Raw genomic sequence first — 6187 nt, 5'->3', positions numbered from 1 at the left:
TTGCGTTGTGAGGCGCACGGCGGGTTCGGGAGGCGGTTCGGGGAAACCCACCGACGGCAACGTCGGCAGGGCGCCCCGGACCGACCTCACTACGGACGTGAACTGGTCGTCGTCGACCGGTGGTTCCCCAGTTCGAAGCTCTGCTCGGCGTGCGGGGCCCTCCGCGACCGGCTGCCGCTGCACGTCCGTGCGTGGGGGTGCGCCTGCGGCGCCGTGCACGACCGGGACGTCAACGCGGCGCGCAACATCCTGGCCGCCGGACTGGCGGTTGCAGCCTGTGGAGACGGCGTAGGACCTCAACGGAGCACTCCGGGCGGGCAGTCGTCGGTGAAGCAGGAAACCGTCCCACCACCGCGCGCGGGCGCGGCGGCTCGGCCGTGAGGCCGAGGGGGACCCCTCCGCGAGGAGGAGAGAGGTCAAGGAGTCGATCCCCCCTGGGTTCGATTCGGGTCCGGGGCGCCGGTGGCGGCCGGAGGTTCGGGGGCCGGGCGGGTGCGCCACTGGCCGGGCTGGACGCGCCACAGGGGTGGTCGGCGGCGGCGGGTGACGGGGCCGGCGGGGGTGGGCCTGGGGACGGCGAGCAGGACCAGGACCAGGGGCAGTACCTGGACGCGTTCGCGCGACAGGATGCCCATGTTGTTGATGGTGGAGAAGGCCCAGCAGAACAGCAGCGTGTAGACCACGGTGAAGGCCACGTAGGAGCGCCGCACGAACAGCTTGGGGATGCGGGCGAGTTGCGGCCAGGCCCGGACGAACATGACCAGCAGCGCGAAGCACTCCACCGACTGGATCAGGTTCTGCACGTTCGACGCCTCGAACGGGAACGGCCGGAACAGCACGCTGATCACCGAGACCGGCAGCCGCGCCGGGTTCAGGCTGAACGCCGGGGCCGCGTCCTCCGCGGCGGCCGCGTTGATCACCGAGTCGCCCTGCGAGGTGCGCCGCGAGGTCTCCGACAGCACCTGGTTGACGGCGTCGCCGCCGGTGCCGTTGGTGCCGAAGAAGGTCGACACCTGCTGGAGCATCAGCATCACGCCCGCCCCCAGCACCACCACCGACACCACCGTGCGCAGCGGCCCCAGCGCCGACACCTGCTCGGGCCGCTTGCGCAGCAGGTACGCCACGCTCAGCCCGGCGCCCGCCAGCACCGTGACGTGCGGCCGGACCATCGCGGTGCCCAGCGACCCCAGCGCGATGCAGACGAACGCGCCGAACCGGCGCTCCAGCAGCCGGGCCACCCCGTACGTGGTCAGGCCCAGGCAGAACATCATCCAGGCGTCCTTGCCGATGCTGGACGGCCAGAACAGCAGCGAGGGCAGGAAGAAGACGAGTTTCGCGTACCGCCGGGAGTCCGCCTCCGGGTAGGCGATCTGCAGGGCCCGCCAGAACAGCAGCAGCCCCCAGAAGCCCATCCAGGAGAACACCAGGAAGCCGCCGACCAGGGTCGGCCCGGTGATCGCGTAGACCACGCCGGTGACGATGATGACGAAGCCGGTGCCGGCGACCTTCATGCCCAGGTCGTAGTGCAGGCCGGTGGAGAGGTCCGCGGTGTCCAGGTAGCGGGCCAGGTCCGCGCCCCTGGTGTGGTACATCTTCGCGTCCGCCGCGCCGCCGTACAGCACGAAGGCCATCAGGTAGCGCGGGAAGGCGCAGGCCAGCTTCGCCGCCATCGCCACCAGCAGCAGCCGGAACACCGCCGGCTCCGGGTTGCCCGCGGCGACCCGGGCCAGGATCGGCGTGCCGATCGCCATCAGCGCGGGCGCCACCAGCAGCGCCCCCCAGGTGTCGTAGCTGCTGTGCACCATCGCCAGCACGAACACCGTCACGTAGCCGACCACCACCGCCCCAGCCACCCAGGTCGGCCGGGTGCGCCGGGCCGCCGCGCGGGCCCGCACCGCCAGGGTGCGGGAGCCGCGGGCGGGGGAGCGGGCGGCGAGCACGGCCGCCATCAGAAGACCTCCAGGTCGCCGAGGCTGAACCGCCAGTCGCCGAGCGTCCGCCCGGCCGGCAGCGGCCCGGTGGGGGTGCGGGCGGCCAGCACCATGCCGGTGCGCGGCGCCGTCACGCAGCCCGCCCGCAGGCCCGCCGCGGCGGCCTCGGTGCCCGGCGCCAGGTGGGTCGCGGCGTGGTCGCAGCCCGCGGCGGCCGCGGTGCGCAGCAGCTGCGCGGCGGCGGCCCGGTCGCCCGGGCGGACGATCAGCTCGGCCAGCGTGAACTCGGCCAGCGGGCCGCGCCGCCGGGGCCGGCCGAACGCCAGCCCGACCAGCTCACCGCCGCGCTCGACCGTCGCCACCCGGTAGTCCAGGCCCGGCGCCGCCCCGTACCGCCAGGCCAGGTACCCGGCGGTGCGGACGGTCCGCAGCCGCGGGTCGGCGGCGTCCGCCCGCTCCCGCTCGGCCAGCAGCTCGGCCAGGCGCGGGTCGGGGGCGGCGAACCAGTCGGCCGCCGACGGCAGTTCGCAGCGCGGCGGCCCCGCCGGGCCGGGCCGCCGGGCCAGCGCCGCCCGGGCGCCCCGGGCGAAGGACAGCGGCCGGGCCACCCGCAGCGCCACCGGCACCCGGCCCAGCTCCCGCCAGCCCATCCGCAGGTAGCCCGGCAGGCTGTTGCCGTTCGGCGTGTTGAACACCAGCTCGGTGTCGTCGGCGACCTGTTCGAGCAGGTCCGTGGTGAGGCGGCGGAAGATCCCGCGCCCCTGGAAGTCCGGGTGCGTCGCGGTGTCCACCGGCCGCACCGCCCGCACCTCGCGCCCGTCCCGGCCGCGCCAGGACCAGCGCAGGAACAGCCGCACCCCCGCGATCCGCCCGTCCGCGGCCACCGCGAGCAGGCCCGGGCTCGCCCCGAACGGGTTCGCCCGGTGCTTCCAGTCGAAGAACTCCGCGCTGCGCCGCCCGGTCGGGCCGCCCGCCAGCGAGGCCGTCAACAGCTCCAGCACCGCCGGCACGTCCGCCGGCTCCGGCCGGCGGTACGTCAGTTCGCCACCCACGTCGTGCTCGTCCCCTCCGGACTCCGCCCCGTACCTCGGTTCGCCAGCACCCGTGCGTAGACCCGCTCGATCGCCCGCTGCGCCCCCGCCACGTCGAAGGACTTCGACCGCTCCCGGGCGGCCGCGCCCATCCGCTCGCGCAGCCCCGGGTCGGCGGCCAGCCCGCCCAGCGCGGCGGCCAGCGCCGCCGGGTCGCCGGGCGGCACCAGCCGGCCCTCGACGCCGTCGTCCAGCACCTCCGGCATGCCGCCGACCCGGGTCACGACCGCGGGCAGGCCGGTGGTCATCGCCTCCATCAGCGCCACCGGCAGGCCCTCCTGACGGGAGCTCAGGCAGAACACGTCCCAGCCCGGCAGCAGCGCCGGCACGTCGCCCCGGGAGCCGGTGAACAGCACGCCCCGCCCGGCCCGGGCCTTCAGCTCGGCCTCCAGCGGGCCGGTGCCGACCACCACCAGCCGGGCCGCCGGGTGCGCCCGGCGCAGCAGTTCGAACGCGGCCAGCAGCCCGGCCTGGTCCTTCTTCGGCGTCAGGTTGCCGACCGTGCCGACCACCAGCGCGTCGGGCGGCAGGCCCAGCTCCGCCCGGGCCGCCCGCCGGGCCGCCGGGCCGGACGGGGCGCCGCCCAGGTCGGGCCCGTGGTGCACCACTGTCAGCCAGTCGGGGTCGGGGCGCCGCCGCCCGATGCCGTCCGCGACCGCCCGGGACACCGCCACGACGGCCGCGTTGCGCCCGTACGTCAGCGCGTTCGCCCACCGGGTGGGCCGCCGGTAGCGCTCCCACAGGTTGTGCTCGGTGTGCACCAGCCGCGGCCCGCCCCGGCCGCCGGACAGCAGCCGGGCCGCGACCGCGGGCACCGGCATGTGGGTGTGCACCAGGTCGTAGCGGCGCTCCGCCAGCAGCGCCCGCAGCCGCAGCGGCCAGCGCCGCCCCGGCGGGCCGCCCAGGCAGTGCACCGGCACGCCCGCCGCCTCCAGGGCCGGCACCAGCGCGTCCTTGTGCGGCAGCACGTACGCCACCTCGATGTCGTAGCGCGAACGGTCCGCGTGGCGCACGCAGTTGACCAGCAGTTGCTCGGCGCCGCCGCGGCCCAGGCCCTTCGCCAGCCAGAGCACCTTGGCCCGGCCGGTCACCGCTCCTCGCCCAGGCGCAGCTGCAGGGTGGTCTCCACCGGCCCCTCCTCCGGCGGCAGTTCGGCCGACCGGCGCCCCCAGCTCGGGGTGGAGCGGCGGTCGCCGCCCTCGCTCTCGCCGTACACCGGCTCGCCCCGGCGCGCCCCCGCCGGGCGCTGGTGCTCGCCGCCCGCGCGGCGCTGCTCGGCCCGGCTGCCGTGCTGGGCGCCGCCGTGCTGCGGGCCGCTCTGCTGGGGGCTCCCGTGCTGGGGGCTGCCGTGCTGCGGGCCGGAGCGCTGCGGCTCGCGCTGCGCCTCGCCCCGGGCCGGCTCGGTGCGGACGGCCTCGGTGCGGACGGGCTCGGTGCGGACCGGCTCGGGCCGGCGCTGCTCGGGCCGCGGCACGCTCTCGGTGGCGCGCGGCGCCGTCGGCACCAGCGGCACCTTGCCGGCCAGCCTGCCCAGCTCCAGGCCGCGCTTGCGCCGCCCGGTGGCGACCTCGGCGCCCAGCAGCGCCACGCCCGCCACCGGCACGCCGGTGCGCGACAGCAGCTCGGAGACCCGGTCGGCCTCCTCCGGGCGCAGGTTGCCCGCCATCACCGTCACCAGCACCGCGTCCGCGTGCTGCACCAGGTCGTAGGCGTCGTTGGCGTTCAGCAGCGGCGAGGAGTCGATCAGCACCACGTCCGCGTGCCGCCGGGCCAGCCGCAGCACCTCGCCGGCCCGCAGCACCAGCGCCGCCGGGTAGGCGTTGGCGTTGCCGCCGGTGATCATCGCCACGCCGGGCACGTTGGTGCGCCGGATCAGGTCCACCGGGTCGGTCAGCTGCTCCGCGGACAGCAGCTCCGCCATGCCCGGGCCCTCGCTCACCGCGAACTGCTCGTGCAGCTCCGGCTGGCGGAAGTCGCAGTCCAGCACCAGCACCTGACGGCCCGTCTCGGCGAGCGTCGCCGCCAGGTTCGCCACCGTGGTCGTCCGGCCGTCGCCGGAGCGCCCCGACATCACCAGCACCACCGGCGCCGGCTCGGTGCCGCGCCGCACCCGGCGCTCCTCCTGGGCCGCCCCGCCCTGGCCGAGCTGCGCCGACAGCGCCTCCGGGCCGGTCAGCAGCAGGGTGGAGCGCAGCGAGCGGTACGCCTCGGTGACCGGGTCCTCCGGGCGGGAGGTCACCAGCGGCTCGCGCAGCCGGCGCAGGCGGCGCGACAGCCGGGGGATCTCGCCGATCACCGGCAGGTTGAACGCCTCCTCGGCGCCGTCCCGGCTGCGCAGCCGGGTGTCCATCCGGGACAGCATCAGCGCGGCGACCACGCCCAGCGCCAGGCCGAGCACCACCGCGAGGGTCAGCCGGACGCTGCGGGTCGGCGAGGTCAGCAGGTTGCCGCCGAGCTCCTTGGTGTCGATCGAGCCCCACTGCTGGATCGCGTCGGTCTGGCTGTAGCTGCGCAGGTCGGCGATCAGGCCGAGGGTCTTGGTGAGCGCGGCGGTGGCGGTCGACAGCTGCGGCTGCAGCCGGGCCTGCTCGCCCGCGTTGCCCTTGTTGAAGGACTTCTGCAGGTCGTCCAACTGCTGCTGCTGCGAGTCCGCCTGGGCCTGCAGGCGCTTGATCGACTCGTCGGCGCTCTTCCGGGACTCCTGGCTGTAGCCGGTGATGGTCGCCTCGGAGAGCGCCGCCGCGAGGTTCGCGCACTCCTGCTGGGTCGGCCCGGTGGTGGTGAACAGCAGCATCTGGGTGGAGGCCGCGGTCACCGTCCGGCGCGCGGACAGGCCCGCCACGTCCTTGAAGCCCAGCTTCTGCGCGGCCGCGGTGGTCACCGCGGAGCCCTGCGCGTACGACAGCACCTGGTCGGCCCGGACGGTGTCGGCCGCGCCCGCGACCGGCGTGATCGCCACCTTGCACTGCCACTTGCCGTTGTCGACCGCGTCACCGGCCGGAGTCAGCAGGAACCCCACGATCAGGGCGGCGACCGTGCAGCCCGCCAGGAGCCGCCAGTACCGCCGCAGAACGGTGAACAGATTTGCCGGTTCCATCGGTTGGTTCCCCTCGCCTCGTCTCGGTGCACACACGCGCACGCCCCGGCCGACCCCGCCCCCGCGGG

At 76.0% G+C, this 6187-nt stretch carries 4 protein-coding genes and 1 pseudogene; 1 reads left to right on the top strand and 4 read right to left on the bottom strand.

The features are described from left to right. Positions 1-90: 90 nt before the first annotated feature. Positions 91-381 (top strand): annotated as a pseudogene (locus tag ACIOHG_RS34170) (zinc ribbon domain-containing protein); the annotation flags it as partial. Between the two features lie 35 nt (positions 382-416). Here ACIOHG_RS34170 and ACIOHG_RS34165 read toward each other — a convergent pair. From ACIOHG_RS34165 to ACIOHG_RS34150, 4 genes are read right to left on the bottom strand one after another with little or no spacing between them, the layout of a single operon-like run. After that, positions 417-1949: a hypothetical protein gene (locus ACIOHG_RS34165; protein ID WP_400956517.1), complete on the bottom strand. Its 1533-nt coding sequence runs from the start codon at positions 1947-1949 to the stop codon at positions 417-419. Then, on the bottom strand, positions 1949-2983 hold the full coding sequence (locus tag ACIOHG_RS34160; protein ID WP_400956515.1) for a GNAT family N-acetyltransferase: 1035 nt from the start codon (positions 2981-2983) through the stop codon (positions 1949-1951). The genes ACIOHG_RS34165 and ACIOHG_RS34160 overlap by 1 nt, the downstream gene beginning before the upstream one ends. Next, positions 2968-4113, bottom strand: a complete 1146-nt coding sequence (locus tag ACIOHG_RS34155; RefSeq protein ID WP_400956512.1) for a glycosyltransferase — start codon at positions 4111-4113, stop codon at positions 2968-2970. The genes ACIOHG_RS34160 and ACIOHG_RS34155 overlap by 16 nt, the downstream gene beginning before the upstream one ends. Next, a complete protein-coding gene (locus ACIOHG_RS34150; RefSeq protein WP_400956510.1) occupies positions 4110-6119 on the bottom strand; it encodes an AAA family ATPase in 2010 nt (669 codons plus the stop codon). The genes ACIOHG_RS34155 and ACIOHG_RS34150 overlap by 4 nt, the downstream gene beginning before the upstream one ends. Between the last annotated feature and the right edge of the window lie 68 nt (positions 6120-6187).

The organism is Kitasatospora sp. NPDC088134, assembly GCF_044741705.1.
Taxonomy (GTDB): Bacteria; Actinomycetota; Actinomycetes; order Streptomycetales; family Streptomycetaceae; genus Kitasatospora.
This window is presented reverse-complemented; position numbering and strand designations above follow the sequence as displayed.